Source organism: Parafrankia irregularis, assembly GCF_001536285.1.
Taxonomy (GTDB): domain Bacteria; phylum Actinomycetota; class Actinomycetes; order Frankiales; family Frankiaceae; genus Parafrankia; species Parafrankia irregularis.
This window is the reverse complement of the sequence record NZ_FAOZ01000001.1, coordinates 442,482-468,249: the sequence shown is the minus strand read 5'-3', so window position 1 is coordinate 468,249 and position 25,768 is coordinate 442,482. Positions and strand designations below refer to the sequence as shown.

General features: G+C 72.5%; 18 protein-coding genes. 10 read left to right on the top strand and 8 right to left on the bottom strand.

Annotated features, from left to right (window positions below; genetic code table 11):
- Nucleotides 1-327: 327 nt before the first annotated feature.
- The 5 genes from AWX74_RS01905 to AWX74_RS01885 all read left to right on the top strand — a co-directional run bounded on the left by AWX74_RS01905 (nt 328) and on the right by AWX74_RS01885 (nt 7,404).
- The gene (locus AWX74_RS01905; protein WP_091270865.1) at nt 328-1,872 is read left to right on the top strand and encodes a serine/threonine-protein kinase; all 1,545 of its coding nucleotides are present in this window, start codon (nt 328-330) and stop codon (nt 1,870-1,872) included.
- A 91-nt stretch (nt 1,873-1,963) separates the two neighbouring features.
- Nucleotides 1,964-2,947 (top strand): AAA family ATPase, encoded by a 984-nt coding sequence (locus AWX74_RS01900; protein ID WP_091270863.1) that lies wholly within the window; start codon nt 1,964-1,966, stop codon nt 2,945-2,947.
- Nucleotides 2,948-2,961: 14 nt separating this feature from the next.
- On the top strand, nt 2,962-4,107 hold the full coding sequence (locus AWX74_RS01895; protein WP_091270860.1) for a DUF58 domain-containing protein: 1,146 nt from the start codon (nt 2,962-2,964) through the stop codon (nt 4,105-4,107).
- Between the two features lie 164 nt (nt 4,108-4,271).
- Complete coding sequence (locus AWX74_RS01890; protein WP_193209612.1) at nt 4,272-6,860, top strand: transglutaminase domain-containing protein; 2,589 nt, start codon at nt 4,272-4,274, stop codon at nt 6,858-6,860.
- Between the two features lie 64 nt (nt 6,861-6,924).
- Complete coding sequence (locus tag AWX74_RS01885; protein ID WP_091270855.1) at nt 6,925-7,404, top strand: DUF3592 domain-containing protein; 480 nt, start codon at nt 6,925-6,927, stop codon at nt 7,402-7,404.
- Between the two features lie 108 nt (nt 7,405-7,512).
- Here AWX74_RS01885 and AWX74_RS01880 read toward each other — a convergent pair whose 3' ends face one another.
- Nucleotides 7,513-9,864 (bottom strand): MMPL family transporter, encoded by a 2,352-nt coding sequence (locus AWX74_RS01880; RefSeq protein WP_091270852.1) that lies wholly within the window; start codon nt 9,862-9,864, stop codon nt 7,513-7,515.
- Between the two features lie 288 nt (nt 9,865-10,152).
- Entirely contained in the window at nt 10,153-11,283 is a 1,131-nt protein-coding gene (locus AWX74_RS01875; protein WP_226930713.1) for a class I SAM-dependent methyltransferase, read from the bottom strand.
- Between the two features lie 661 nt (nt 11,284-11,944).
- On the opposite strand from AWX74_RS01875, the gene AWX74_RS01870 reads away from it, so the two are divergent.
- The 3 genes from AWX74_RS01870 (at nt 11,945) to AWX74_RS01860 (ending at nt 16,649) form a co-directional block, all read left to right on the top strand.
- Complete coding sequence (locus tag AWX74_RS01870; protein ID WP_091270849.1) at nt 11,945-14,551, top strand: SulP family inorganic anion transporter; 2,607 nt, start codon at nt 11,945-11,947, stop codon at nt 14,549-14,551.
- Between the two features lie 129 nt (nt 14,552-14,680).
- Entirely contained in the window at nt 14,681-15,277 is a 597-nt protein-coding gene (locus tag AWX74_RS01865; protein ID WP_054566941.1) for a TetR/AcrR family transcriptional regulator, read from the top strand.
- Between the two features lie 121 nt (nt 15,278-15,398).
- On the top strand, nt 15,399-16,649 hold the full coding sequence (locus AWX74_RS01860) for a nucleotide disphospho-sugar-binding domain-containing protein (RefSeq protein ID WP_091270847.1): 1,251 nt from the start codon (nt 15,399-15,401) through the stop codon (nt 16,647-16,649).
- Nucleotides 16,650-16,672: 23 nt separating this feature from the next.
- Here the strand turns inward: AWX74_RS01860 and AWX74_RS01855 are convergent, their stop codons facing one another.
- Both AWX74_RS01855 and AWX74_RS01850 read right to left on the bottom strand, forming a co-directional pair.
- Nucleotides 16,673-18,487 carry a serine/threonine-protein kinase gene (locus AWX74_RS01855; protein ID WP_131799383.1) on the bottom strand — a complete coding sequence of 605 codons (1,815 nt, stop codon included), beginning with the start codon at nt 18,485-18,487 and terminating at the stop codon, nt 16,673-16,675.
- A 196-nt stretch (nt 18,488-18,683) separates the two neighbouring features.
- Nucleotides 18,684-19,358: a hypothetical protein gene (locus AWX74_RS01850; protein ID WP_091270842.1), complete on the bottom strand. Its 675-nt coding sequence runs from the start codon at nt 19,356-19,358 to the stop codon at nt 18,684-18,686.
- Between the two features lie 632 nt (nt 19,359-19,990).
- Between AWX74_RS01850 and AWX74_RS01845 the strand changes: the two genes are divergently transcribed.
- Entirely contained in the window at nt 19,991-20,188 is a 198-nt protein-coding gene (locus AWX74_RS01845) for a hypothetical protein (protein WP_193209613.1), read from the top strand.
- Between the two features lie 2 nt (nt 20,189-20,190).
- Nucleotides 20,191-20,565 carry an MrpF/PhaF family protein gene (locus tag AWX74_RS38770; RefSeq protein ID WP_114476349.1) on the top strand — a complete coding sequence of 125 codons (375 nt, stop codon included), beginning with the start codon at nt 20,191-20,193 and terminating at the stop codon, nt 20,563-20,565.
- Nucleotides 20,566-20,653: 88 nt separating this feature from the next.
- Here the strand turns inward: AWX74_RS38770 and AWX74_RS01835 are convergent, their stop codons facing one another.
- The 4 genes from AWX74_RS01835 to AWX74_RS01820 form a co-directional block, all read right to left on the bottom strand.
- Nucleotides 20,654-21,577, bottom strand: coding sequence for a PAC2 family protein (locus tag AWX74_RS01835; protein ID WP_091270840.1), 924 nt, complete (start codon nt 21,575-21,577; stop codon nt 20,654-20,656).
- Nucleotides 21,578-21,766: 189 nt separating this feature from the next.
- On the bottom strand, nt 21,767-22,480 hold the full coding sequence (locus AWX74_RS01830; protein WP_091270838.1) for a DUF1707 SHOCT-like domain-containing protein: 714 nt from the start codon (nt 22,478-22,480) through the stop codon (nt 21,767-21,769).
- A 117-nt stretch (nt 22,481-22,597) separates the two neighbouring features.
- A complete protein-coding gene (locus AWX74_RS01825) occupies nt 22,598-24,388 on the bottom strand; it encodes an LCP family protein (protein ID WP_242666025.1) in 1,791 nt (596 codons plus the stop codon).
- 312 nt (nt 24,389-24,700) lie between these two features.
- Nucleotides 24,701-25,573, bottom strand: a complete 873-nt coding sequence (locus AWX74_RS01820) for a class I SAM-dependent methyltransferase (RefSeq protein ID WP_242666024.1) — start codon at nt 25,571-25,573, stop codon at nt 24,701-24,703.
- Nucleotides 25,574-25,768 lie beyond the last annotated feature (195 nt).

Here is a 25,768-nt window from a genome sequence, read left to right as displayed (position 1 = left end):
CGGGCCACGGGGGCCGGGGCGCAGGGGACCGGCTCACCACTATGCTGATCGCGTAGGTTGTGTTCCGTATACAAGCTATTTGTCGGGATGCCGTCCTGTGCGGGATGCGGTGCGTGGGCCGGCGCTTCGCGGGTATCCGGGCTGACAACTGGGAACGTGGGGGCGCCGCATGCGGGCAGCCGGGCGGTGGGCCGGCGCAGCGGTTGCCCGTGTGCCTCTGCCCGTCGCGGGGTGGTTTCCCGTCGCTGTGCGGGCGAGGGCCGCGGTTTCGTTCCGTCCGTTTCACATGCCGTGCCCATGCAGGACGTCCACCTGTGAGACCGGGGCATGATCTCCGAGCCGGCATGGTTACGTGCCTGGCTGGGTCTGGCGTTACCGGGATTCCGGGTCGACGGGCTGCTGGGCCGGGGAGCATTCGGTGTCGTCTTCGAGTGCGCCGACGAACTGGGCCGCCAGGTCGCCGTCAAGGTGGTGGATCCCAGTGCGTTCAGCGGCGGCCAGGACGCTCAGGCCGAGGCGCTGCGCGAGGCGAGACTGCTGGCCAGCGTCAACCACCCGCACATCGTCGGCATCCATCGCGCGATCCCGGTCAACCTCTCCTTTGAACCACGGCCGGGATTCGAGGCGCCTGGAACGCTCCGTGCCCCACGGCCGGCCGGGGTGGCCGCACCGGATCTGACCGTGATCCTCATCGTGATGGAGCTGCTGCCCGGCGGCACGCTGGGCGATCGCCTCATCCAGGGCATCCGGTCGCCCGAGTGGTCGTGCGCGGTTGTGCTGGCGGTGGCCACGGCACTCGCCGCGGCCCACGACCGCAGGGTCCTGCACCGGGACGTCAAACCGGCGAACATTCTGTTCACCGAGGACGGCCGACCGAAACTGACGGACTTCGGAATCGCGCGTGTCCTCGAGGACTCCGGGGTGCACACCCTGCATCCGGCCGGCACACCGCGATACATGGCTCCTGAGCAGTTCCGAACCGACCCGCTGTATCCGAGTGCGGACGTCTATGCGCTGGGTCTCGTCGCCTTCGAGCTGTTCAACGGCCGAATGACGGTTTCCGGGGTGGGCCCGGAAGCAGCCAGGTCGAACCATGTCAGCGGCGTCCCGGAGAAAGTCAACCGGGTGATCTGGACGGCGTTGGCCTACGCCCCGTCCGAGCGCCACCAGAACGCCCGGGAGTTCGCGTTCGAGCTCGCTACCGCGGCGGCGCAATCCTGGGGCAACGCCTGGCTGACCCGGGCCGGTTTTCAGGCCTTTCTTGAGACCGACATCCAGGCGGCGGCGCTTGGCTACACCGCCCCCGTCTCGGACACTCCCCGGCCGCACCGCGCCGACCCGCCGATCGCGCCGGATTCACGCATGGTGCGCCCTGGCCAGAGGTGGTCCGACAGCCAGCCAGCCGGTCAGCCCCGGACGACGGGACCGGCTGCCGAGGCCGCAACCGACGGACCGTTCGTCGAGCCGCCCACCGGTAGGCCGCCGGCCGAGCCCGCCACCGGCGGTCCGCCTGTCGAACCGTCCACCTGGGCGCTGGCCGAGCGGTCGCCCGTGGGTGGACCGGGCGTCGAACCCGAGCCGGCTGGTGCTGTGCCCACAACCCCGCCCGCTACCGATGATCCGCCCGTCACCACCGTCACCACCGTCACCACCGTCACCACCGTCACCACCGGCCCGCCGGTCACCACCGGCCCGCCGGTCACCACCGGCCCGCCGGTCATCGCCGGTCCGCCGGTCACCACGGGCCCGCTGGTGGCCCGCCTGCGCGATGGGGCGGATCCGCGGGCTGGCATGCGGGGCGCACTTGTCGTGTTCGGCCTGGTCGCCCTGATCGCGGCGCTGGTCCTGTTGGCGGTGGTCGTGTACCGCTGACGCGCGCCTTCGCCCACCGGCTCGGCGGCCGGTCCATCCCGACGAACAGCCGAACCGAACAGCTAGACGACCCCGAACAGAGGCAGGAGAAATGCCGGATCCGATCAGGCAGCGTGCGGCTGTGACGCCATCGGAGGTGGCCTGGTTCGCCGATCGCTGCAACAGGATCGTCGAGAACGTCGAGCGGGTCATCCGCGGCAAGACGGAGGTGATCCGGCTGGCCGTGACCTGCCTGGCCGCCGAGGGGCACCTGCTCATCGAGGACGTCCCCGGCGTGGGTAAGACCTCGCTGGCGAAGGCCCTGGCCGGCTCCCTCGACGGCGGTACCAGCCGTCGCATCCAGTGCACCCCGGACCTGCTGCCCACCGACATCACCGGGGTGTCGATCTGGAACGAGCAGACCAGCGGGTTCGAGTTCCGCCGGGGCGCCGTGTTCGGGAACGTGGTCCTCGCGGACGAGATCAACAGGGCGTCCCCGAAGACCCAGTCGGCGCTGCTGGAGGTGATGGAGGAGCGGCAGGTCACCGTGGACGGCGCGACCCATCCGGTGCCACGGCCGTTCCTGGTGATCGCGACGCAGAACCCGGTCGAGCACGGCGGTACGTACGACCTGCCCGAAGCCCAGATCGACCGGTTCATGGCGCGCCTGACCATGGGGTATCCGGACTACGGCCCCGAGGCCGAGATGATCCTGAACCGGGCCGCCGGCCATTCCGTCGTGGACCTGGCCCCCGTGGTCCCGGCCGCGGAGATCCACCAGATGACCGATCTGGTGCACCGGGTCCACCTGGCGCAGCCGGTCGTCCACTACATCCTCGACATCGTCGTGGCCACCCGGACGCATCCGGAGGTGCGCCTCGGCGTGAGCCCGCGTGGCGCGCTCACGCTGGCTGTCGCCGCGCAGGCGCACGCCGCCGCCCGCGGCTCCTGGTTCGTCACCCCCGACCATGTGAAGGACCTCGTTCTGCCCGTGCTGGCCCACCGGGTGCTGCTTCGCCCGGAGGCGGAGCTGGCCGGCACCACCCCCGAACGGCTCCTGCGCGCGATCGTCGCGTCGGCCCGGGTGCCGGACTGACGGCGGCTGAGGAGATGATTACCGGGACGGGGATCGCGGTCGCCTTCGTGGCGGCGTTCCTGGGTATCGCCGGGGTCGCGTTGGGATACCCCGAGCTGGTCGTCGTGGCTGCCGCCGCGACGCTTTCCCTGCTGGTCGCCGGCGCCTGGCTGCTCGTCACCCCGAACGTGACGATCTCCCGGGAGATCCATCCGGCGCGGGTCGTCGAGGGCGAGCCCGCCTTCGCCCAGCTGACCGTCACCAACATCGCCAACCGGCGCTGCCCACCCGCCCAGGCACAGGAGCGGGTGGCCGGCAGATCGGTCGGCGTCGCGTTGCCCGCGCTCGCGGCCGGCGGGTCGGCGCGGCGCACCTACCCGATCCCCACCCCGCGGCGCGGCGTGTTCGAGATCGGCCCGCTGGTCATCGCGCACAGCGACCCGCTGCGGCTGGTCCATGTGGGCCGGGCGTTGCCGCAGCGCTCCGTCCTGCGGGTACGCCCGCGGGTGCACGCCATCCCGCCGTTGCCGACCGGTGGCTCGCCCGACCTGGAAGGCCCGACCTCGGACGCCGCTCCGCGCGGCGGCGTCGCCTTCCATTCGCTGCGGGAGTACGTCCGCGGGGACGATCCGCGCCTGATCCACTGGCCGTCGACGGCGAAGCTGCGAAAGAAGATGGTCCGGCACAACGTGATCCCCAACGACCCCACGATGCTGGTGGTGCTGGACACCAGCGCGGCGCCCTACACGGGTGACGCGTTCGAGGACGCGGTGCGCATCGTGGCGTCGCTGGTGGTCTCCGGGCATACCCATGGCTTCCCGGTCGTACTGCGCACCACCGGTGGCGAGCAGGTGGCGGCCGGTCACGGCCGCGAGTCCCTCGACGCGGCACTGGACCTGCTCGCGGCCGTCTCGCCCCGCGAGGGCGACCCGGGACTGGCCGGCCTCGCCGGCATGGTTCCCGGTGAGCCCGGGGTGGCCCTCGGAGCGGTCACCGGTCAGCCCGCGGCCGGCCAGCTGGCCGCCGTGACGAAGGTCAGGCCCCGGTTCGCGATGGTCAGCCTGGTGCTGGTCGGGGAGCCGCGGGGGCGGCCGACGGTGTCGGGTGCGCTGGTTGTCCACGCGCGTACCAGCGAGGCCTTCGCGGCGGAGTGGACATCCGGGGCGGGGGCGGCCCGGTGACCAGCCCGACGGACGAGAGCCGTCCCGCCCATCCCTCCCCGTGGTCCCAGTCCCAGCCGTCCCGAGCCTCCCAGCCGTCGCGGCAATCCCAGCGGCGTCATCCGCTCCGGTGGCTGCGGTCACCGCGGCCGCACCAGCGGGGCCGTGACCGGATCGCCCAGGCCGTGCTCGTCGCGCTAGCCTGCCTGCCGGCCGCGCTGGTCGCCGGCCGGCTGTTCGCCGGGATGCGTTACCTGGCGCCGCTCGCCGGTGCCGTCGTGGCCGCCGCGCTGGTCGCGTGGCTTTCGGCCCAGCTGGTGGCGAGGCTCGAACTGGTCTGGCTGCTCGGTCTCGTCGGCGGCGTGCTCTACGGCGTCGTCCTGACTGCCGGGAACGTGGACCTGCTGGTGAGCGGCCTGCGGGTCGGCTGGCCACGGGTCCTGGCCGCCGCCGTTCCGGCCGAGCCACGCGCGGTGCTGCTGATACCGCTGGGCGCGATGCTGTGGGTGGCGGCCCACCTCGCGGTCGTCCTGGTCGTGCGCACCGAGAACACCCTGCTCCCGCTGCTGCCGCCGCTCGTCGGGCTGATCGGTGTGCTGCTGCTGGTCGGCGACGCCGGCGACGGCGTCACCGCGGCCACCCTCGCCCTCGGCGGCTGGCGGCCGTCCCCGGTGCTGCTCACCGGCGCCTTCATCCTGCTGGCGATGGCCGTGGCGGCGCTGCGAGCGGCGCGGCCGCTGGCGGCTCCCGACCCGGCGACCGGCCCGGCCGGCGGTCCCGACGGTCCTGGTGGGCCTGCTGGGCCTGGCGGTCCGGACGGATCTCCGGGCCGAGCGCGGCGTGCGCTGAACGGATCACTTGTGGTGACAGTGGTCGTCGTCGTGGTCGTCACGCTGCTGGCGACGGTGATCGGCCGCCAGCTGCCGGTCGCGGCCCGGTTCGACCCGCGAGAGCACGTCAGCCCGCCGGTCGAGAACGTCACCGCGCTCAACCCGCTCGTCCAGGTGCGTGCCCAGCTGGTCGACGCGGAGCATGAGGTCTTCACCGTGCGACTGGCTGACGATCCGAGGACCGGCAGGCCGGCGGTCGCCGACACCCGGGTGCGGATCGCCGCGCTCGGCGACTTCGACGGCGCCAGCTGGCGCGACGACGGCCGGTTCGTCCGGGTCGACCAGACGCTTCCGACCTCCGACGGGTCGTCGGTACGACCGTCCACCTCGGTCACCGTGCGTGCCGAGGTCACGTTCGGCGCGGCCGGCAGCGATCTGCTTCCGACGTTCGGCCAGCCCACGTCAGTCACGTACCACCCGGCCGCCGAGGTCGCCGGAGCCGCACCGGTCGGCGGGAGCGGTGACGCGCCCGATCTCGTCTTCCAGCCTTCCTCCGGATCACTCGCCGCGCTGGCCACGCCCGCGCGAGGTGACCGCGTCGAACTGGTCATGCAGGTGCCGCGACCCAGCCAGCGGGCGCTGGCCGAGGCCGTCCCCGCCACCGGCACCGCGGCCGAGCCCTACACGACCCTGCCGGGCAGGCCGAGCTGGCTGGAGGCGACCGCCAAACGGCTGGTCGGCGACGCCCGCACGCCCTACCAGCAGCTCGACGCCCTCCAGAAGGCGCTCGCCGGGCCCGGCTATCCGTATGACCTGTCCGCTTCCCCGGGGCACTCCTACGGTGTTCTGAACGACTTCCTCAATCCTCAGCAGGAGACGGACTCGCACGGGTACGCCGAGCAGCACGCCACGGCGTTCGCCGCGCTGGCCCGCGCACTGGGCTTCCCGACCAGGGTCGCCGTCGGCTACCTGCTGGACCGTAACCGGGTGACCACCGACGGCGCGTTCACCGTCACGAACTGGCAGGCACACGCCTGGCCGGAGGTCCTGCTCGCGGGCATCGGCTGGGTCTCGTTCGAGCCGACCGACATCAGCGATCTCCGCCACCGGGCGCCGACCGTGGAGCCGATGCCACTCGGCGGGAGGAGCATCGAGGCCCCCGCGTCGTTGAAGCCGCTCGAACCACCGGGCGTGGATCCGCCGTCGGACGCCGGCGGCGGTGCGGGAGGCGGAGCTGGTCGTGTCCTTGCGTGGACTCTGCTCATCGCCGTGGTCTCCCTGCTGGGGCTGGTCCTGGTCACCCTGTCGCTGATCATCGGCGAGAAGGCGCGTCGCCGTGCGGCGCGCAGCCGCGGCACCGCCGGCGACCGGGTGCGAGGTGCCTGGCATGAGGCCAGGGACAGGCTCGCCGAGCACGGCGTTTCCCGCTCGCGGGCGCTGACCTACCGCGAGGTGCTCGGCCTGGCGGGGCAGCGGCCGGCCACCGCCGCGGCCGAACAGCCGCTGCGCGAGCTCGCGGCGCTGGCCGAGATGGCCCGGTTCGCCGGCGGGGGCGCGTTCGAGCCCGACGCCACGCGCGCCTGGCAGCTCGTCGCGCAGATCCGCCAGGGGCTTCGGAACAGCAACGGCCGGGCGAGCGCGCTGCGGGCGAGGATCGATCCGCGGCCACTGCTGCCACCACCACGCGGATCCTCCGATCTCCCGCCGGACCCGGCAGCGGAGGTTGCGCCGGGCGGGCAGGCGGCGCGCATCCCCGAACCAGCGGTCAGCGCCGGGCCGGCGACCGGTTTCGGGCCGCCGCCAGCTCCCGGACCAGTGGCTGGTTTCGGCTCGGTGGACGGTGTCGGGCCGGTGGCGGCTCCGGCGGCGCCCGCCGATCCCCAGCCGTCGGAACCGGACGGGCCGGCGGGCCCACCACCCTCCTCCTGGGCCGAACCGAGGTAGGCGACACCGACGGGACGTCGCCGCCCGCCTTCTCGGCGGGATCGGTGCGCGAAGGGAGTCGATCATGGTCGGCAGGCGGCGGGGGCCGTACCGGGCCCGGGACTTCCGTCGGGATCTGGTGCGCGGCGCCGGGCTCCTGCTGGCCGGGCTCCTGCTTGCCACCGGCTTCACGGCGAGGTGGTGGGCCACGGCGTCCACCCCCGCCGGCTGGCGCCACACGCAGGGGACGGTGATCTCGGTCGATCACGGACCGCGCGGTGCCGAGTACGTGACGATTCGTCTCGGCGATGGTGGTCAGGAGTTCCACTTCCGCCAGAGCACCCCGATCTGGAGCCTCGCGGCGACGACGTATCCGCACCGGGGCGACCGGCTTCCGGTGGTCTTCGACCCCGGTCGCCCGGCCGAAGCGAAGGTCGAGGGCTGGGGCGACCCGACCGTCGAGGTGGTGGGCTGGCTGTCGGTCGCGGTGGTCTGCTACGGCATCGCACGCCTGGTCGCGGCGCTGTACGACCTTGCTCGGGAGCGGCGCCGTCCGCCTGCCTGATCGCGAGGTCTGACAGGTGCTTTCCGCTGGCCGGCACAGGCGGCGCTCCACGCTGTTCGGAGTTCGGTGTTGACCGAACTCCGAACAGCGTGGGCGTGCGCCGCCGGGTCACCGGCCGATCGGGTCGGGTTGTTGCTGGTCGGTCTCGTCGAGGGGAGCGAGGGGATCCTGCTGCCGGGGTAGGGGGAGGTGCGTGTGACCGACCGCGGGCAGGCCCAGGCTGTCGGCCGTGGGCTCACTGTCGGGGCGGGGCGTTGACGGCGCGGCGGGGCCGCTGCCGTGGACGTCCAGGTGCGGCAGCACGCGATCGAGCCAGCCGGGCAGCCACCAGTTCGCCCGGCCGAGCAGTGCCATGGTGGCCGGCACCATGATCATGCGGATGATGGTCGCGTCGACGAGCACGGCGACCGCCATCCCGAAACCGACCATCTTCACGGTGACGTCCGGGTCGAGCGCGAAGCCGGCGAAGACCGAGATCATGATGAGTGCGGCGGAGCTGATCACCCGGCCGGTGGAGGCGAGCCCCCGCACGACGCTGCCGTGCGGGTCGCCGGTCGCCAGGTAGTCCTCGCGGATCCGGGAGAGCAGGAACACCTCGTAGTCCATGCTCAGCCCGAACAGCACGGTGAACATCAGCACCGGCAGCCAGCTCGACATCGGCACGCTGTGCGGCAGACCGAGCAGATCCGTCCCCCAGCCCCACTGGAAGACCACGGTCACGACGCCGTACGCGGCCGCGATCGAGAGCAGGTTCATCACCGCCGCCTTCAGCGCGACGACCGGTGAGCGGAACACGAGCGTCAGGAGCAACAAGGAGACACCCACGACGAACCCGACCACCCACCACAGCCGGTCGGACATCCAGCGCGACAGGTCGGTGTAGACGGCGGTCAGACCGGTGATCTCGACGCCGGCCGGCAGCACCTCGGCGCGCAACGTACGTACGAGCTCCGCGGCGCGTTCGTCGCTCGGCCCGACCGTCGGCGTCACGATGATCACCGCCGCGTCGCCGCTGGGCGCGACCACCGGTTCGGCGACCGCGGCGACATCCGGGGTGGCGGCGAGGCGGCGGACCAGCCCGTCGAGATCGGTGGCGGAGATCCTGCGCAGGTCGACCGCGACGATCAACGGGCCGTTCGCGCCGGGGCCGTACTCGGCGGCGATCAGGTCGTAGGCGCGGCGCTGGTAGGTGGAGTCCGGCTGGCTGCCGGCATCCTGCGGCCAGGTGCGCATGCCGAGGATGGGCGCGGCGAGCAGCAGCAAGAGCAGCAGGGCGCCGGTCGCCCAGGGCAGCGGACGTCGCCCCACCCGCTCGGCCCAGGCCGCGGTCAGCGTGCGTCGCGGCTGCGGCTGCGGCTGCGGGTGTGGGTTCGGCTTCGTCTCCGGTTCCGGTTGAGCTGTGCGGTCGGCCGTGTCCTGGACCATGGCCACAGGAGCGCCGGCCGCCGCCGATGCATTGAGGGCGGCGCGGGCGCGTCGGCCGAGCAGCCTGGTCCCCGCGAGGCCACACAGCGCCGGGACGAGGGTGAGAGCGGTGACGACGACCGTCACCACCACCGCCGCGGTGGTGAAGCCGGTCGTGACGTACGTGTTGAGCCCGACGAGGCGCAGGCCCATCAGGGAGAGCACGACCGTCACCCCGGCGAACAGCACGGAGACACCGGCGGTGCCGTTGGCCCGGGCCGCGGCCTCGGGCACGCTCAGGCCGTTGCGCAGCCCCTCGACATGCCGGGTGACCAGCAGCAGTGCGTAGTCGATGCCGACGCCGATGCCGACCATCGAGGCGAGGGTCGGTGCGATGGTGCTGACGTCGGTGCCGGCCGCGATGAGCGTGATGCCGGCGCTGCCGATACCGAGACCGATCAGCGCCACCGCCAGCGGCACCCCGGCCGCGATGATCGATCCGAACGCGATCAGCAGGATGACCAGCGCGAACGCGATGCCGACCGCCTCGGCGGTGCCGCTGACCTCCTGCACGTTCTCGGCCACCTGGCCGCCGAACTCGGTGGTCAGCCCGGCCTCGGCCGCGGGTGTGACGGCGTCGACGAGCTGGTCGATGGCCTTGCTGCCGCCGAGGTCGGTGACCGGGCGGTCGTAGTTCAGGGTGAACATCGCGGTGTCACCGTCGGCGGAGACCTGTGGTGGGCTGACGACCACGACCGCCGGGACGTCGGCCAGCCGCCGCGCGACGGTGTCCGTGAGCCCGGTCGCGACCGGGCTGCCGTCCCGGGTGTGCAGAACCACCCGGGCCTGGGCCTCCGCGAGCGCCGGGAACTCGGCGCGCAGCAGGTCGGTGCCGCGTTGGGAGGCGGTGCCCGGCGCGTCGAAGTCGTCGTGCGGCTCGCCTCCCAGCTGGGCGGCGAGCACCGTCGCCACGACGAGCGCGACGACCCACACGCCGATCACGCGCCAGGGCCGGGTCGCGGCCAGCCGTCCCACCCGGTAAAGGAACCCGGACATCACTCCTCCTTGTTGCCTGGCCTGACGGCCGACGATGTGCCTGGCCTGACGGCCGACGGCGCGTGCGGGGTGAAGTGCCGCGGTCTCACGTTCGTGGGCGGTAGTCCGACCCACGGTGGCCGCGGCCTGTCCGACTGTGGCATCAATATTTGTCAGGATGTGTCGGGCGGGTGACGTGTTGTGGCTGGTAGAGGCGTCGTTCTCCCGACTGCCGGGCCGTCTCCGAGTGGGTTCGCCGTTCGGGTGCGTGGCAGCGGCAGTGGTGCGGGGGCCCAGCTGGTCGGCCGGTCAGTCGCTCGTGCGGGAGGCGAGTGCGAGAAAGCGGTGCGAGGCGTCGTCGTGGCGGTCCAGGCGCCAGCCCGCGGCGGCGAGCAGCGGGCCCAGCTGGCCGGGGGCGAGCGGCTCGTCGGGGCGGAGGGTGCGGCCGTGCCGGGCGGCCAGCGCGGCACGCCCCGAGGGGTGGAAGATCGCCAGACGGCCGCCGGGCCGGCAGACCCGGGCCAGCTCGGCCAGCCCGGCCCGGATGTCCGGAAGGTGATGGACGAGCCCGGCCGCGAACACCGCGTCGACCCGGCCGGACGCCAGGGGCAGCCGGCGGGCGTCACCGAGCAGCAGCTCGCCGGGCCGCGCCCGGCCCTGGTCCCGCGCGACCTCGAGCATCTGCGGGGTGACGTCGAGCCCGAGCACCACGCCGGCCGGCCCGACCGCTGCCCTCAGCGGGGGAAGGGCCCGTCCGGTGCCACAGCCGACGTCGACGACGACCGCACCGGCCCCCGGCGCCAGGTCGGCGACGGCGGCGGCGTAGGCGGCCGCGTCGTCGCCGAACCTCGAGTCCCACGTGGTGGCGCGAATCGCGAAGAAGGCCCGGCTCTCGCTGACGTGCCAGGTGTCGGTGACGCCGAGCCGGTCCGCGACCCGCCGGATCACCGGCCAGGTGAGATCATTCAGGTCGACGATGACGTCCGCGCGGCCATCGAGATCGTCGTCGCCGGTGGAGCGGGTCCGCAGGCCGATCACGATGTCAGCGGGTCCGTCCGTCGGGCCGTCCGTGGTGCCGGGCGCGGTGGTCGTGCCGGCTCTGCCGGGCGTACTGGCCGCGGCGGTGAGCGTCGCGGCGATGAGCGTCGAGGTGGCCGGGGGAGGCGCGGTCGGGGCGAGAAATGTGGTCGGGGGGAGAGCCGGCGGGCGGCCCGCGGCGGGGTGGTGGGCCCGGGCGCAGGGTCGGCCGGCCGTGTCGAGCGCCGCTCCCAGGCGCTCGGCCATCGCCTCGACGGCCTCGATCGCTCGGCCCTCGACCCGTATCCGCACCGCTGGCGCCGGGAACATCGCCACCAGCAGGCCGAGTACCTCGTCCCAGCGGCGGGCCTGCGCCGCGGTCAGCTCACGCGCACCAGTCGGCAACGCACCTTGGTCCGGCATAGCCCACATCATCGATGAGTCGTCCGCCGCGAGCCTGCCGTGGATTGGCGCCGATCAAGATCGCTGGCCGGTGGGCGGGGAGGTTCGCACTCCACGAACGCCGCCGGACCCCCGGACCCCCGAACGCCCGGCGTTCCGGCGGCCCGATTTGGCGACCCGCAAGCGTGAACGATTTTGGTCGTTCCGGCGACCAAAATCCTTCGTTCTTGCGGGTCACCAGGCCACTCTGTGCCCCTTTTACCCCTCTTGGGGAGATTTGCCGGTGCTGCCGGGCGGCGCGGGATCCGCTTTGGGTGGCTGTGCGGGTGGGTCCCCACCGGCCGGCCGGCCGACCGGTGGGCCGGTGGGCTGGCGCTGGGCGTGCCCCAACCCCGGGCCGAAAGCCCCGAGCTGGCGCGGGTCGCAGGTAGCCGGGCCGTCGGACCTTTAATCCCAGGTCAGCGGCGGCGGCTACCCTATGATTTCGAGGTGACGCGCTAGGCGTCCTATTCCGGATTCTTGCCCGGGTCATCTACCCGGTGGGCACATTCTTCCTGCCGTGCAGTGGTGGTGGAGGCAGGGGTCCCGCTCCAAATCACGTAACGTGTTCGAACCTGTACTACTCAACATCGAGATCTTGATGGCCTGACGCTGACGTTGCGCCCTCGCCGAGGAGACGATCGTGCACGCCGAGCACCACGAGCCAAGAAACAAGCCACCGGCGGGATCCGTCCCGACCGCGTTGCCCTATCCGTCGGAGACGGATTCCCACGCGGGGGCCGAAAGCGCCCCCCGACCTCGTACCAGTTCCGGGCGTGCCGACCAGCCGCACCGCGGCGGTCGCCCGACGGACGCCGGTGTTTCGGAACACCCGAGCTTCCCGGGAATCGGCGACGATCTGGAGTTTTCCTCCGCTTCTTCTGCTTCTTCTGCTTCTTCCACGTCCGCCGCCGCGTCTTCCGCGCGCACGGGCACCGCGTCCGCCGCGGGCCGCCTGAACCGCGGCGGCCCGCTCGACGGAGCGCCGCGAGGGGTCTGGCGCCATGACCTCGAAGCATCCGTCGTGGTCTTTCTCGTGGCACTTCCGCTTTCGCTGGGTATCGCGGTCGCCTCCGGAGCGCCGGTGGTCGCGGGCATCATCGCGGCGGTGGTCGGCGGCGTCGTCGCCGGTGCCCTGGGCGGGGTTCCCCTGCAGGTCTCGGGGCCGGCGGCCGGCCTGACCGCGGTCGTGGCCGAGATCGTCGTGACCCACGGGTGGCGGGTCGCCTGCTTCATCACCGCCGCGGCCGGCGTCCTGCAGATACTTTTCGGGCTCAGCCGGGTCGCCCGCGCCGCGTTGGCGATCTCACCGGCGGTCGTCCACGGCATGCTGGCCGGTATCGGCCTCACGATCGTCATCGGCCAGCTGCACGTCGTGCTCGGCGGCACCGCCGGCTCCGCGGCGTGGGACAACCTGGTCGTGCTGCCCGGTGAGATCGTCTCGCCGTCGGTTCCGGCCGCGGCGCTGCTGGGCGTGATCACGATCGTGCTGACCGTCGGGTGGCCGCGACTGCCGCGGCCGCTGTCCGCCGTTCCGGCGCCGCTGGCGGCGGTGGCCGCAGCGACCGTCATCTCGCTGCCGTTCGACGTCCCGCGGGTCACCCTGCCCGGCGATCTGCTCGGCGCGATCGAGCTGCCCGAGATCCCGAGCGGCCAGTGGGGTGCCGTCGCGCTGTCGGTGCTGACCGTCGCCCTGGTCGCCAGCATCGAGTCGCTGCTGTCCGCGGTCGCGGTGGAGGCGATGCACTCCGGCCCGCGCGGCGACCTCGACCGTGAGCTGCTGGGGCAGGGGGCCGCGAACACCGTCTCCGGCCTGCTCGGCGGCCTTCCGGTCACCGGGGTCATCGTCCGCAGCTCCACCAACGTCCGCGCGGGTGCCCGCAGCCGGCGCTCGGCGATCCTGCACGGCCTGTGGATGGCCGGCTTCGCGCTGTTGCTCGCGCCGGTGGTGGCCCGCATCCCGCTCGCCGTGCTCGCCGGCCTGCTGGTCGTGATCGGTATCAGGCTCGTCGATCTGGCCCACATCCGGGCGATCGCCAAGCACGGTGAGCTCGCCATCTACCTGACGACCGTCGTCGGGGTGGTGCTGCTCAACCTGCTGGAGGGCGTCCTGCTCGGGGTCGCCACGGCACTGCTGCTGGCGTTGCGCCGGACGCTGGTCGCCCCGGTCCACGTCCATCCGCCGTCCGGCCCCGGATCGCCCTGGCGGGTCGTGGTGGAGGGGGCCCTGACCTTCCTCTCGCTGCCTCGGCTGTCGCGGCGGCTGGCGGAGGTGCCGCCGGGGGCACCCGTCCGGCTCGACCTCGCCGTCGACTACCTCGACCACGGCGCGCACAAGATGCTGGACGACTGGATCGCCGAGCGTCATCGCGCCGGGACGGCGGTGACGGTCGACCCGGTCGGCACCGTCCCGCTGGCGTTGCCGTCCGCGCCGACCCATCCGCGCCAGCGGCGGATCCTGGCGAGCCTGCTGGGGGCCCGTCCCGGCGGCGGCCATGGCGGTGCGGTCCGGCCACCGCGCTGGCTGGCACCGTGGTCGTCCTGGCAGCACGGCCATCATCATGATCACAGTCATCTGCTGAACGGGGTCGACGAGTTCCATCGACGGACCGCGCCGATGATCGAGCCGTATCTCACCGAGCTGAGCGCGGGCCAGCGTCCGTCCACTCTGTTCATCACCTGCAGCGACTCCAGGCTGGTGCCGAACATCATCACCAGCAGCGGCCCCGGTGACCTGTTCACGGTGCGCACGCCCGGTGCCTTCGTCCCCGGGCCGCAGGCGGTCGGGGATTCGACGTTGGCCGCGATCGAGTACGGCGTCGAGGTGCTCGGGGTCCGGACCATCGCGGTCTGCGGGCATTCCGGCTGCGGTGCGATCAACGCGCTGTTCGAGCGCGACGGGCACGCCCCGGCTCCGGGTACGGCGCCGCTGCGTCATCTGGAGGGCTGGCTGCGCCACGGCGAGCCGGCGCTCGAACGCGCCGAACGTGTGGCGGGTGGCCTGCCCACGGACGCCGACGAGCTGAGCCGGATCAGCGTCGCCCAGCAGCTGGTGGCTCTGCGCGGGCTGTCCGTGGTGCGGCGTGCCGAGCGGGAGGGACGTCTGCGGCTGGTCGGCATGTGGTTCGACATCGCCACGGCCCGCGCCATCGTGCTGGACGAGACGACCGACCGCTTCGAGGTCCCGACGGTCAGCCTCGTGCCGGCGCTGGAGAGCGGCCAGCGTCTGGGTGACGCCGTCGGGCACTGATCCTCTCTCTTCCCCCGCGGCGGCGGTGACGAACGTGCTCGGGCCCCGGTCCGGCGTTCGTCCCGCCGTCGCGCGCGTGACAGGTCTTCGGCGTTCCGCGTTCCCCCATTCGGCGGTAATGTCCATACCGTGAAATCGAGGGTGACCCGCGGCTACCAGCAGCGCCAGCGCTCCGAGGCCGCGGCGGCGAACACCGAACGCATCCTCGCCGCGGGCGCCGAGCTGTTCACCCGCCACCCGTTCGACCAGGTCACGCTGGCCATGGTCGCCGAGCACGCCGAGGTCGGCGTCCAGACCGTGATCAGGCGGTTCGGGACGAAGGACGGCCTGGTGCGGGCGATCAGTGCCTGGATGGCGCCGCAGATCGAGGCGACCCGAGGCATCCCGGACGTCTCCGATCCGGCGGTGGTCGCCGAGCGTCTCGCCCGGCACTACGAGCGGTGGGGCGACGTGACGGATCGGGCGATCCGCCAGCAGGATGCCTCGCCCGCCCTGGCGGAGGTGGCGGAGGCCGGCCGGCGTGCCCACCGCGACTGGACGGCCACGGCGTTCGCCGCGGAGCTCGAAGGCCTGGCCCCGGATCGGAGGCACGATCTGCTGGGCCGGCTCGCCGCCGTCTGCGGTGTCGAGCTGTGGCTCGTCCTACGCCGTGATCAGGCGATGTCCGTGGAGGCGACGCGTCACGCGGTCGCGGACCTCATCGCGGCCTGCCTCCGGTCACCCTGACGCCGCAACCGTCCTCCAACGACTTCTTCTCTGCCTCTCCCGCCCACCCGCCCACGTCTCCCTCTCCCGCCCACGCGACCGGCGCCGGGCGGCGAACCGTCCTGCCCGAAGGAGCGCGACCATGGCCCGTTATCTCGTCTACTGCACCACCGCGCCCGGCCACCTGTTTCCGCTGGTTCCCGGCCTGCGTGCGCTGCGCGACCGTGGCCACGAGGTCCACCTGCGGATCGGGGCCAAGCTCGTCGACGGCCCGTGGTCCCAGGGCCTGCAGGTCGCGCCGACAGATCCGCGCATCGACGAGATCGACGTCAGGGAGCCCACCACCGGGTCCGGCGCGGCGCGGCTGCGGAAGGCGATCGCCGGGCTCATGTCGCGGGGGCCGCTGGAACGGGCCGACCTCGACCGGGCCATCGCCGAGACCGACCCGGACGTGGTTCTCGTCGACACCAACGCCTATGGCGCCGCGGTCGCCGCCCGGGCGTCGGGGCGACGGTGGGGGATCGCCCTGCCGACCCTGATCGCCCTGCCCGGCAAGGGCATCCCGCCGTACGGGATGGGTCTCGCGCCGGCGTCCGGCCCGCTGGGACGACTGCGCGACAGGGTGCTGTGGCCGCTGCTCATCCGGCAGTTCGGCGCCGCGATGCTGCCCCCGCTCAACGAGTTGCGTGCCGGGGCGGGTCTCGCCCCGCTGACCAGCCCGCTCGACTACCTCCTCGAGGCCGACCAGGTCCTGGTGCTGACCGGCGAGCCGCTGGAGTACCCACGCTCGGACGTCCCCGCCCACATCCGTTTCGTGGGCGCCCAGATCTACGACCCGCCGGGGGAGACGCCGGCCTGGCTCGATGAGCCCGGCGATCCCTGGGTGCTGGTGACCACATCGACGGAGTACCAGGGCGACGAGCGTCTCGCCCTGGCAGCGGCGGAGGCGCTGCGTGACGAGCCGGTCCGTGTCCTGATCACGCTCGCCGATGCCTTCGGGCGCGTCGACCTGCCGGCGGCGCCCAACATCCGCGTCGAGCGGTTCGTGCCGCACGGGCCCGTTCTGGAGCGGGCGGCGGCCGTCGTCTGCCACAGCGGGATGGGCATCGTCCAGAAGGCGGTCGCCGCGGGCGTGCCTGTGGTCGCCGTGCCGTTCGGCCGTGACCAGCCCGAGGTCGCCCGCCGTGTCGTGGAGGCCGGCGCGGGTGTGCTGCTCCCGGCTCGGAAACTCACGGCCGACCGCCTGCGGGCCGCCGTCGGCACGGCGAGGAGCCAGCGTGCCGGGGCGCTTCAGGCCTCACGCCGCCTGCTGCGCCAGGCCGGCGGCGAGGTGTTCGCGGTCGCGGCCGAGGAGCTGCTGGCGGGAACAGAGGTGTCGTCGCAGGCGGTCTGAACCCGCGCCGGGCCTGCTCCCGATCAGGGCGGCGGGTCCGCGGGCGTCGGTGCTCCGGTCGCCACCGGGGCCGGGGCCGACGAGCCTGGCCGCTCGCGTGGATCCGGGTCGGCTCCGGCACCTGGATCAGCGCCGTCGATCGGCGGGGAGCCCGATGCCCCCTGGTGCGGCGGTGTGGGCGGCGGTGTGGGCGGCGGTGTGGGCGGCGGTGTCGGGCCGTCGCCGCTCGGTTCCGGTGGCGGGCTCGCCGTGCCGGCCGGTGCCCCGCCGGTGGTGGCGCCCGCGCCGTCCTCGGGGTGCGACGGATGAGGGTGCGAGCCCGCCTTGCCCACCGATGGCCAGGTGAACAGCCAGGACGAACCCGCTCGGCCCGGCTGATCGCCCTGCCGCGCATCCGGACGGTGACCGTCGCCCGCGCGGGTCTCGGCACGGGGGGTCGTCGGCGGCGCGACCGGGCCGGTGGCCGGCACGGCCCCGGCGGGCGGGCGGTGGTCGGTGGCCTCCTGCCCTGGGAACCCGGATCGCGTCGAGCTGTCGCGCTGCGCCTCGGTAACGTCTCCCCTCAGATCGTCGCGATCCGCGGAACCGGCGGAGCCGTTCACCCCCGCCGGCTCGGGGGTCTCGGTGTGGGTACCGCGTCCGCGCAGGTCCCAGGGGTCGGGCAGTCGGTTGCCGGTCGGCGCCACGGCGACCACGGCGATCGTCGCGGCAGCGGTGCCCACCAGCGCGCAGAGCCCGACCAGCGGGCGCCGGCCAGGTCGAGCCGGACCGGCCGGCTCGATCCGTTCGATCCGTTCGATCTGTTCGACCCGCTCACCGGGCCCGCTCCCGACCGGTGCTCCCAACTCGCCCCGCCTGTCCGGCGCATCCGGCTCGTCCGGGACCGCCTGCTCACCGGACTCGACCGGCTCGTCCGACACCGCGGGGTGCCGCAGGCGTTGGTCTATCTCGGCGAGCACGGGCACCGGTAGCCAGGTCGTCGTCCGCGTGCTGTCGGACGGCTCGCGGTGGCAGCCGGTCAGAATCTCCCGTGGCGTCGGTCGTTGTTCGGGCGTCTTGCGCAGGCACGAGGTGATGAGCGCGTGCAGCTCGCCGTCGACGCCGGTGAGGTCCGGTTCCTCCCGGACGACTCGGTAGAGCACGTCCGCGGTGTTGCCCTCCCCGAACGCGTTGCGGCCGGTGGCAGCGAAGGCGAGCACCGAACCGAGGGCGAAGACGTCGGACGACGCGTCGACCCGGCCGCTGCGGGCCTGTTCCGGCGACATGTAGGCGGGCGATCCGACGATGCGCCCGGTGGTGATGGTGCCCGGGTGGAACTCGGCCCGCGCGATACCGAAGTCGATGACCCGTGGTCCGTCGACTGCCAGCAGCACGTTCGCGGGCTTGAGGTCACGGTGGATCACACCGGCCGCGTGGATGGCGACCAGCGCCCGGGCGATCCCGGCGGCGAGCGTGGCGACGCTGGCGGGTGGGAGGGGGCCGTTGCGGGCCACGCTGTCGCGCAGGGTGGGGCCGTGCACGTAGGCGGTGGCGAGCCAGGGGCGGGGCGCATCGACGTCCGCCTCGATCAGGGGTGCGGTGTAGGGGCTCTCGACCCGCCCCATCGCCGCGACCTCGCGTTCGAAGCGTCGCCGGAACGTGCGGTCGGAGGCCATGTCCGCCCGGATCATCTTGACCGCGACGGGTCGCCGATCGGGGCAGTGCCCGAGGTACACGGTCCCCATGCCGCCGGCGCCGAGGCGTCCGCGGATCCGGAAGGGCCCGATCACACGGGGGTCGTCCGAGGTGAGCGGGGAGACGAACTCACTCGCACTCGTGGGGAGGTCTTGTCCTGGCACTGCCCGTCGGTCCTCCTCCGGTGCGCGGCGCGGTTCACCGGCAGGCCCGTTGGCTGTGGCCGTGATCCTGCCAGCGTGCGGGCCGGAGACCGCCCAGGTGGGCGCGCATCGGAGTTGACGAGTATCTGACAGTGACGGAAGTTGGCTACGGGAAGGCGAGAGTCGACGCCGGGACGACGGGAGCCGACGCCGGGAGTCAGAGGTGAGCCCCGCCCGGGGACGTCGTGGCGGGGGACGGTACCGGGGCACCTGCCGGCTCGGGCACTGCCTCGTCCGCCGTCTCGCGCGCCGGCCTGGCCGGCGGCTCGGCCGGCGAGACGGGCACCGGCCCGCGTCGACGAGGGCCGGTCTGCCGACCGCGCCGGGTCCGGCCCCAGGGCTTCAGCGTCGACAGGAACGTTGCCGTGATGAACAGGGCGTTCATAAGGCAGGCGCCGGTGATGATGGCCACTGCCGGCGCGCTGTAGTGAATCTCGCCGTCGGCGGTGGCGTCACCGGCCCGGACGATCAGTGTCCGCATGAAGCCGGCGGCGAAGATGACGGCGAACACCGTGATCGCCAGCTTCGTCACGACCCACCAGTGGTGCAGCAGACCCCAGCGGGTCCGTAGCGAGATCAGGATTCCGGTGGCGAGTGTGAGCAGCGCGAGTGGAATGTTGAGCGCCCGGTCGAATACGTGCATGAGCTCGTAGGCGGGATGCCTGATGTCACCGTTGACGGAGGCCGTCACCGCCAGCGCGAGCTGGCCGAGCGCGACCCCGTTCCAGCCCACGCTGACCAGTACATGCGCGGTGAGGAGAAGCTGGCGGCTTAATCGCTTCTGCCGTGGCTTTGCCGGGGCCTTGGCGGAGGTGATCGCGGTGGCGCTCATACCGCTGCCCCCGAGGGGCCATGGGCGTGACCCTGATCAGAAAGTGTCATCGTGCGGCGCCGCACCATACCGAGCCCCCCGGGTACCCCAGCTGGACCGAAACCACATACATCGCATTGCCTGATCGGATGGTAGTCCTTTAGTGCCATGATCACGACATGATGCCTGAAATGTATTCCCGGTGCCATTGGTTGCCATTCGACAAGTTCTGGGTGGCGCACGGATGGGGTGCGGGGCGTCCGGAGGGCCTGGCGGGAGGTGTCCGCCGGAGTGTGGTCGGAAGGCGGGATGACTACGCTTGGTAGCCGCTATTCGTTTCATTCGGACGGTGTTTTTTCTTTATGGGCACGTCCGGATGGCCGTGGCTGATGTGCGCCCGCAACGCCGACATCGGTCTGGTTGCGGTGTGTGAGGGGCGGGGTCGGGGTTCGGTCGGGTGTGCGTGGCGTGTGGGTGGCTGGTGGGGGCTGCCGAGTGTCTGGTCTCGGGGATGGTCGCGACCCGTCGTGAATGTCGGGGAAGTGTTGCCGGCTCGGCGTGTCGCGGTGTCGGCTCGGCGTGTCGTCGCGACGCGACCGCGTCCTCGGAGATCATCTCGACGCTGACGGCGAACGCGATCTCGCTGGCACCCGGTGCCTTCGTCCTGGAGATCGACCACCAAGCGCGGAGCGCTGTACGTCCAGATGCTCGCCGTCGAGGACGACCGGATGGCGGACCAGGTCCGTGACTCCGTCCGGAGCATGCACCATCGCGTGCTGAAGGTGTTCGGCCTCGCGGAGGACGTCCGCCGGCCTACCGGGGCGCGGGCTCGCCCACCCGGGAAGGGATGATCTTGACCGCTGTCTACACGGCCACCTTCGTCCTGCTGAGCGTCGCCGGGCTGCTCACGCTCGCCAGGCTGCTGGTCGGGCCGACCGATCTCGACCGCATCGTGGCGTTGGACGTCCTGGTGATCCTCATCGTCGCGGGAGTCACCGTGGAGATCGGGATGCGCCGGGAGGGCTGGAACATCGCCCTGGTGGCGGTCGTCTCCCTGCTGGGGTTCCTGGGCTCGGCCACCGCGGCCGCCGCCTGCCGGACCGGCTGTTTCCGCCACGACCTGCTCGTCATGGATGACCTCGCCCGCCACCGCGAACAGCAGGCCGCCGCGGTTGACGTCGCCGGCGACCGCACCGGCGACCGGCGACCGCCGCTCCGCCGCGGGTGAGGACGCACCGCGCGGCGGACCTGCGGAGCCCGACGGGGACGGCCACCAGCGCCGGTGACATCGCGGGCGGCCGTCGGGGCGGTACCGGTCAGCCGGGCTGGGGGCCGCCCGGTTCGCTCTGTTCGGCGAGGAAGCGTTCCAGCTCCGCACCGAGCTCGTCGCCGGTCGGCAGCGGCTCGTCGCCGTCGACCACCGGCAGATTCGTGCCCTCGCGGCCACGGTGGAACGCGTCGTACTGCTCCTCGATGGCCTTGACCACGTCCGCGGCCTCGCCGCCGCCCTTGATCTGGCTGTCGATCTCGCCGCGGACCTCCAGCGCGGCGGACCGCAGCCCGTCCAGCGGCAGCAGCAGCCCGGTCGCTCTTGACACCGCGCTGAGCAACGCCTCCGTCGCCGCCGGGTAGGTCGCCTGGGCCAGATAGTGCGGGACGTGTGCCGCGAAGCCCATCGCGTCGGCCCCGGCCCGGCCGAGCTCGTACTCCAGCAGGTGCCCGGCGCTGCCGGGAACCGAGACCCGGCGGATCCACGGGTCGTTGCCGACCAGCAGCTCCTTGCGGGTCGCGTGCGCCGTGACGCCACACGGCCGGGTGTGCGGAACCGCCATCGGGATCGCGTTGAGCCCGACCGACATCTGGACCCCGAGATCCTTCATGATCGTCCGAACGGCGCTGGTGAACCGCTTCCAGTGCAGGTCGGGCTCCGGGCCGGAGAGCAGCAGGAAGGGCGTGCCCGCCTCGTCGCGCAGCAGCTCGATGGCCAGCACCGGATCCTCGTAGCTCTCCCAGTGGTCCTCGTAGAAGACCATCGGTGGCCGCCTGGAGCGGTAGTCCATGAGCTGGTCGACGTCGAAGGTGACGATCCGCTCGTGATCGAGAGTCGTCGTGAGGTGCTCGCTGGCCAGACCCACCGCGCCGCCGGCGTCGACGACGCCTGTCATCGCCTCGATCAGGATGGGGCGGCCCAGGTCGTCCAGCTCGCTTCTGATCTCATAGAGGTCTCTGGGGTCAAGCATCGGTCGAGCCCTCCCTCACCGATCTGGTCCGCGGGATCCGCGTCCGCTCCTTCCGATTAGAAGGTCGCCGTGGCCGCTCCGCATTCCGGCCACTCGGAGCCGACATCGCCCGAGCCGACATAGGTCGAGCGTGCGGTGCTCGTGCCCGCGGTGCTCCGGAAGACATGATCGAGAATATCAGTGCGCATTCTAGCCGCGGCGGGACCAGCCGCGCGCGGACGAGACCAGCCCCGTGGGCTGGCCCGCTGCCCCGGCTCCTCCCCGTCCGTGCTCCTGACCGGGGCGCCCGAGCAGCGAGCCGCTCGTGATCCGCAGGTCGCCGATCAGGCCGGCCAGCCGTAGCCGCAGCCGGGGCATGCCCGGACGGGTCGGGACCACGGCCAGGTCCACGTGGCGGTCGCCGAGCGCGACGAGGCCACTCACGTCGACGCCGACACCGTCGGGAACGCTGATGGTCAGATCCCCGACCAGTGAGACGAAGCACAGGTCGACGGTGGCGTCCGCGAGAATCCGCTCGTCCAGCAGCGCCCCGCGCAGATCGAGGGCCCAGTTGCCGAGGCCGTTGACGATCACTGTCCGGCGGGCCAGCCACCACCGCCCGAAGCGGCGGCCGTCACCGAGAAGGGTGACCATCCGCGTGGTGGGGGCCTGCGGTGCACGTCGGGCTTGCGCACCCTCGGGGTGTCCCGCGCGCAGATCGGCCTCGGCTCGTTCGAGCTCGGTGGTGGTGCGAGCCACCCAGGCTCGGTTGGTCCGCTCGCTGAGCTCGCCGAAGGTCAGCCGTCCGTCGGCGCAGGCCGCCCGGAGCCGGTCGGCACTTGCCCGGCGCTGCGCGTTGGTGACCGGTACGGGACCGGAGCCGGGGCCGGGCGCGTGGCCAGGGGCAGGGGAGGCGGCTGGCATGTCCTGACGGTAGCGGGGCGGCTGGCCACAGGGGTGCCGGAGCCACGGCACCGCGGTGTCGGTAGCAGGACCCAGCGGCAGACGGCGGCTGGCGCCGGCAGGTGCCATCCGCCGGAGTCAGTAGATGCAGGCTGCCGCCGCGGTCACCGGCGCTTCCTGCGCCCCGGACGCCGTCGGGGACGGGCTCGTCGGGGTCGCCCCGCCGGTCGGGGCCGCCCCGCCGGTCGCGGTCACGTTCGATCCGAAAGCGGCGGCCCTGGCCCAGCTCACGGTGCCGGCGGCTGCGGTTGTGCCGGTCAGCGCCGTGGGCCAGGGCTGGGGCCAGCCGCCGGAGTCCGGCTGGCCGTTCGACCCGGTGGCAGAGGCGGTGACCGTGGCCTGGGGCTGGGATGAGGTCTCCGCGCTCGGGCCGGGCTCGGTTGTCGTGCCAGCGGTGTCCGGGGTGGGCGTGGCGGTGGTCTGCGGCGGGGCCGGCGAGGTGACCGTCGCCCGGGGCCGCGTGGAGGCCGCCGGCGTCGAGCCGGCCGCGGCAGCAGTCGCACTCGGTGTGATCTCGGCGCTCAGGTCAAGCGGGTCGACGGGACCGTCGGACGGCTCGAAGAGCGTTGTGCTGCCGGTGACGTCGCGGAAGAACTGTCTCATCGCGGCGGGGTCGTAGAGGAAGTAGAAGACGGGGCTGTTGATCTGCCCGGTGATCGGGACGGTGGAGAAGGTCACCGCGCCCGTGGTCATGCCGCGCATCCGCTCGGCGAGCTCGCGCAGCTCGGAGAATCCGGTCTGGTCGTCCAGCAGCACCGACTCGGTCACCGCGCCGAGGAAGGAGGTCAGCCGGGACGGGCTCAGCAGTACGTTCTCGCTCAGCACCGTGCGGAACATGGCCGCGAGAAAGGCCTGCTGACGGCGGATTCGGGACAGGTCCCCGTCGGCGAACCCATGCCGTTGCCGGACGAACGCCAGCGCGTTCTCACCGGAGAGATGGTTCACTCCGACCTGCCCGACGAATCCGGAGCTGGGATCGTTCAGGTTCGTCGACCGGACAGTCCGGCCGTTGTCCAGCGTATGTCTTTCGACAAAGGTCGACGCGTTGAGACAGACGTCGATTCCGCCGATCGCGGCGGTCATCTGCCTGAAGCCGCCGAAGTCCAGTTCGGCGTAGTGGTCGATGCGCACCCCGGCGACCTGTTCGAGGGTCGCCACGAGCAGCGCGGGACCGCCCGCGCTGAAGGCCGCGTTCACCTTGTCGGCGCGTGCGCGGTGCCGGTCGCCGTCGTCATCCGTCCAGGCCGGGATGGGTACCCGCAGGTCGCGGGGGATCGACACGATCTGGGTCGTCCCGTCGGACGCCAGGTGGGCGATCATCATCGTGTCCGACCGGGCGCCGCCGACCTTCGCCGCGTCCGACCCGGTGCGGATGTCGGAACCGACCAGCAGCCAGGTCTCGGAACCGACGGGTGCCGACGGCGGCCGGGTGACGGTCATGTCGGCGGGTGGAGCGATCGTCTCGCGGTCGATCCGGCGGTCGTAGAACGTCACGACGAGCCAACCGGTGGCGGTGATGGCGATGACCACCAGCGACAGCAGCGAGGTCAGGACGAGCAGGGCGCGCCGCAGCGGGCCGCGCGGGGCGGGGCGGCCGATGCCGTCGACGCCGAGCTGGTTCGCTCGCCGGGGCCGGCGGATCCACCGGCGGGAGGCCCGACCAGGCTGTGGTTCCGATGGTTCCTGTAGTTCCGTTGACTCCAACGGTATCGACAGAGGATCGGCCTCGTCGGCCTCGGCGCCCGGTTCGACCACTGGCGCGGTGGCCAGCGGTCCGTCGAGGACCGTGCCATCCAGGACCGTGCCATCCAGGATCGCGTCATCCAGGATCGTGTCGTCGGGGACGATCCGCTCGCTTTCCGTGGCCACCGGTGCCGTCGGGCTGGATGGATCTCCGACAGGCCGCGTGCCGGCCTCCTCCATCTCGCCCCTCTCACCACACCGGGAGCCAGCTGATGCCGGCGAATGCAGACAATAAGTCAATGAATAGCAATGCTGCTCGTCTGCAACGGTGATGTGATGGTCGCCGCGGGCTGAACCAGGACAACAAGTCTATGTGACGGACGTATTGGACTGTGCGGTTCGTCCACCAAGGTGCACGGAACGTCCTGCAAGCCGACTCGAATCCGGACCCGTCCGATCCGGCGCGTGGCGCGGCTTGATCCGGTCTCGGCCGGCCGTTCAGGGCCGGACGGCCACCAGATGCAGCGAGACCGGATCGGTCTCGACCAGCCCGGTGCTGGGGGTGGGCGTGCGCGAGAGGTGGAATCCGGCGGCGACCAGCCGGCGCTGCGCGGTGTGCTCGTCGTAGTGCCAGCGGTTCTGCGGGTCGGCCGGTTCACGGCGCCGCGGGTGCCGACCGCGGCGCGGGTCGGCCGGTCGGTGCCCGTCGTTCAGCCGCTGCCAGGCGACGAGTTCGTCGGCGTCGATCTCACCGCGCACATAGCGGTCCACTGCCTGGCGCAGATCCGGCAGCACGAGGTGGAGCGTGCCACCGGGGCGCAGGATGCGGGCGCATTCCGCCAGCACCCGGCCGGCGACGCGCGGTGGCAGCTCCTGCACGACATGCGCGCAGAGGATGTGATCAACCGAGCCGTCGGCCAACGGCAGTCGCCGGCCCGGCCGGTGCCGGACGACGACCGCCGTCCGGCTGGCCTCCCACTGCCGGCGGACGGCCCAGCCGCGGCCGCGGCCTCGTCCAGACCGTCCTGGGCGTGCGGGCCTGCGCGGGAGGTGACGGGTGAGTGTGGCCGCCAGCCGTGGCCACCGGACCGCCCGCCAGGCGGCCGTGCCCGTCCGGCGCAGCAGGCTCAGCGTTCGCGAGGCACACAGCGCGCGGTGCAGGGCACGGGCCCACCCCAGCGCGGGATACGCGCCGACCAGCCCGGGCGAGTAGGACGGGTCGAGGTTCACGAAGTCCGCGAGCACCAGGTGCGACGAGGTGATGTTCACCCAGATCTCGCCGTGGCTGTTGCGGAGGTGGCGCAGGCGTCGGTCGCGGCCGGGCAGCGTGGCGACCTGACCTGTTGTGGCGGTCCACCGACCTGTTCCCACCGTTCTCCGTCCCGCTCCGCGCGGGCGGCCGGTTCGAGACCTTGCATACCCGCAGAGTTTGCGTTCAGGTGCAGAGAGTAGTGCCATCCTGGTCTGTGTCCGGCATCTCCGCTCGGCGCGCCTCGGGTGTCGCTGACCCGCGCGGGTGGTGATGGGCGATGTGGGTCGTGATGCGCGGTCTCTGGTGTCTGATGC

Excerpts from the sequence above, each read along its gene's own strand:
- AWX74_RS01850 (WP_091270842.1), bottom strand. The coding sequence starts at position 19,358 with ATGAGCGCCACCGCGATCACCTCCGCCAAGGCCCCGGCAAAGCCACGG.
- AWX74_RS01895 (WP_091270860.1), top strand. The coding sequence starts at position 2,962 with ATGATTACCGGGACGGGGATCGCGGTCGCCTTCGTGGCGGCGTTCCTG.
- AWX74_RS01860 (WP_091270847.1), top strand. The coding sequence starts at position 15,399 with ATGGCCCGTTATCTCGTCTACTGCACCACCGCGCCCGGCCACCTGTTT.
- AWX74_RS01830 (WP_091270838.1), bottom strand. The coding sequence starts at position 22,480 with ATGCCAGCCGCCTCCCCTGCCCCTGGCCACGCGCCCGGCCCCGGCTCC.
- AWX74_RS01835 (WP_091270840.1), bottom strand. The coding sequence starts at position 21,577 with ATGCTTGACCCCAGAGACCTCTATGAGATCAGAAGCGAGCTGGACGAC.
- AWX74_RS01900 (WP_091270863.1), top strand. The coding sequence starts at position 1,964 with ATGCCGGATCCGATCAGGCAGCGTGCGGCTGTGACGCCATCGGAGGTG.
- AWX74_RS01885 (WP_091270855.1), top strand. The coding sequence starts at position 6,925 with ATGGTCGGCAGGCGGCGGGGGCCGTACCGGGCCCGGGACTTCCGTCGG.
- AWX74_RS01905 (WP_091270865.1), top strand. The coding sequence starts at position 328 with ATGATCTCCGAGCCGGCATGGTTACGTGCCTGGCTGGGTCTGGCGTTA.
- AWX74_RS01880 (WP_091270852.1), bottom strand. The coding sequence starts at position 9,864 with ATGTCCGGGTTCCTTTACCGGGTGGGACGGCTGGCCGCGACCCGGCCC.
- AWX74_RS01875 (WP_226930713.1), bottom strand. The coding sequence starts at position 11,283 with ATGCCGGACCAAGGTGCGTTGCCGACTGGTGCGCGTGAGCTGACCGCG.